The 2541-nt window shown below is 54.4% G+C and carries 1 protein-coding gene; it reads right to left on the bottom strand.

All coding sequences use genetic code 11. From position 1 onward, the window contains the following. Window positions 1-131 precede the first annotated feature (131 nt). Window positions 132-2078, bottom strand: coding sequence for a threonine--tRNA ligase (gene thrS, locus QZL66_RS00080; protein WP_022409747.1), 1947 nt, complete (start codon window positions 2076-2078; stop codon window positions 132-134). Between the last annotated feature and the right edge of the window lie 463 nt (window positions 2079-2541).

The raw sequence follows: 2541 nt of genomic DNA, 5'->3' as shown, positions 1-2541 counted from the left end.
AAGACACTTGTATACGCTTGTGAAGACAGGTTCTAAGGCTCGTTTTTAAAATCACAGAAAACAAAACGTGCTGCTGTACGCAATCGGTACAGCAGCACGTTTTTCTATTTGCACAGAGATGTGTTTTGTGATTACTTCTTCTTGGTGCGGACTTCCTCGGTCAGCATGGCAATGAGATCTTCCATCTGCATGCTGCCCAGATCTTCGCCGGTGCGCTTGCGGACCGCAACGGTCTTTTCGTCGCACTCCTTGTCACCGATGGTCAGCATGTACGGAACCTTCTCCATGGTTGCCTGACGAATCTTGTAGCCAACCTTTTCGGCACGGTCGTCCACCTCAACACGCAGCCCCGCAGCTTCCAGCTGCTTCTTGACCTCGTAAGCGTAGTCCAGATGGCGGTCTGCGATGGGCACCAGACGAACCTGTTCCGGAGCCAGCCACAGCGGCATTGCACCGCCGAAGTGTTCGATCATGTAAGCCAGCGTCCGCTCATAGCAGCCCAGCGAGGTTCTGTGGATGATGTACGGCAGCTTCTTCTGACCGTCCTTGTCCTTATAGTACATGCCGAACCGCTCTGCCAGCAGCATATCAATCTGGATGGTAACCAGCGTATCCTCCTTGCCGAATACGTTCTTGTACTGAATGTCCAGCTTCGGGCCGTAGAAAGCGGCCTCGTCGATGCCGATCTCATACTTCACGCCCAGATGATCCAGAATGTTGCCCATGACACGCTGTGCCTCTTCCCACTGCTCCGGCGTGCCCTCGTACTTGTTGCCCGGATTTGCCGGATCCCACTGAGAGAACCGGAAGGTGCAGTCGTCCAGCAGTCCGACGGTATCCAGGAAATACTTTGCCAGCTGCAAGCAGTTCTTGAATTCTTCTTCCAGCTGATCCGGACGCAGGATGTAGTGACCCTCGGAAATGGTGAACTGGCGCACACGGATCAGACCGTGCATCTCGCCGGAGTCCTCGTTCCGGAACAGGGTGGAGGTTTCTGTCAGACGCATGGGCAGATCACGGTAGGAGCGCTGGCGGTTCAGGTAAACCTGATACTGGAACGGGCAGGTCATGGGGCGCAGGGCGAAGCAGTCCTTGGTCTCATCGTGGGGATCGCCCAGAACGAACATGCCGTCCAGATAATGATCCCAGTGGCCGGAGATCTTGTAGAGCTCCCGCTTTGCCAGCAGCGGTGTCTTGGTCAGCAGGCAGCCGTGTGCCTGTTCCACGTCCTCGACCCAGCGCTGAAGCAGCTGAACCACTCTTGCGCCCTTGGGCAGCAGCACCGGCAGACCCTGACCGATCACGTCAACCGTCGTGAAATATTCCAGTTCCCGGCCCAGCTTGTTGTGGTCACGCTTCTTGGCTTCCTCCAGCTTGTTCAGGTGCTCTTCCAGCATGGCAGCCTTGGGGAATGCGATGGCATAGACACGGGACAGCATCTTGTTTTTCTCCGAACCTCTCCAGTATGCGCCGGTGCAGGACAGAAGCTTGAATGCCTTGATGGTGCCGGTGGACATCAGGTGCGGGCCGGCACACAGATCTGTGAAATCGCCCTGCTGGTAGAACGAGATGGGTTCACCCTTGCCCACGTGCTCCTCGCACAGCTCCACCTTGTACGGCTCATCCATTTCTTTCAGCTTTGCCACAGCCTCTTCCGGCGACAGATAGAACTGTTCCAGCTTTTCGTTTGCCTTGACGATCTTCTTCATCTCGGCCTCGATCTTGGTCAGTTCCTCCTGGCTGAACGGGTGTTCTACGTCAAAGTCGTAGTAGAAACCGCTGTCGATTGCCGGACCGATGGCCAGCTTTGCCTCCGGATACAGGTGCTTGACTGCCTGCGCCAGCACGTGAGAAGCGGTGTGCCAGAATGTTTTCTTACCTTCTTCGCTGTCGAAGGTCATGACTTCAAAGGTGCAGTCGTGGTCGATGACCGTGCGCAGGTCACAGACCTCGCCGTCCAGCTTCACGCAGCATGCAGCCTTGTACAGACCCATGCCAATGCCCTTGATAACTTCTGCCGCAGCTGCCGGAGCTTCCAGCTCCCGGACGCTGCCGTCTTTCAATGTCAGTTTGATCATACTTCCATCTTCCTTTCCAAAATGAGTGAATGCAAAAAGTCCCTTACACAGTAAAGGACTGTGCAAGGGACGATGAAAACTCTATCGTGGTTCCACCCTTGTTTCATGCACGTGCCAAAGGCACATACACCTCGTGGTGTCCGATAACGGGGACAGACCGCTGCGGATTGGGCAGACTCAGGGAGTGGTGTGCGCATCTCTTGACTTTTTGCCGCTGCTCTCAGCCGGTGACAGCGGTTCTCTGAAAAAAGCTCCGGCGAAATGCGCCGTTCCCCTCAACGCTTTTGTAAAATCTAGTATAGCACAAATGCGGAAGCTTGTCAACTGCTTTTTTGCACAAATTCCACGCAGGAATTTTGATTCCCGAATCTGTCCAAAGGGAGTTGTTTTTCCAAAACTCATGAAATGCGGATTTCTATCGCTCCGTCATCTTGCAGATGTTAGAACCTGTCTTCACAAGAAA

This window comes from Ruminococcus sp. CAG:330 (assembly GCF_000437175.1).
Lineage (GTDB): Bacteria > Bacillota > Clostridia > Oscillospirales > Ruminococcaceae > Ruminococcus_C.
This window is presented reverse-complemented; position numbering and strand designations above follow the sequence as displayed.

Bases quoted from the DNA above. Each gene is read 5' to 3' on its own strand.
- thrS (WP_022409747.1), bottom strand. From the start codon at position 2,078: ATGATCAAACTGACATTGAAAGACGGCAGCGTCCGGGAGCTGGAAGCT.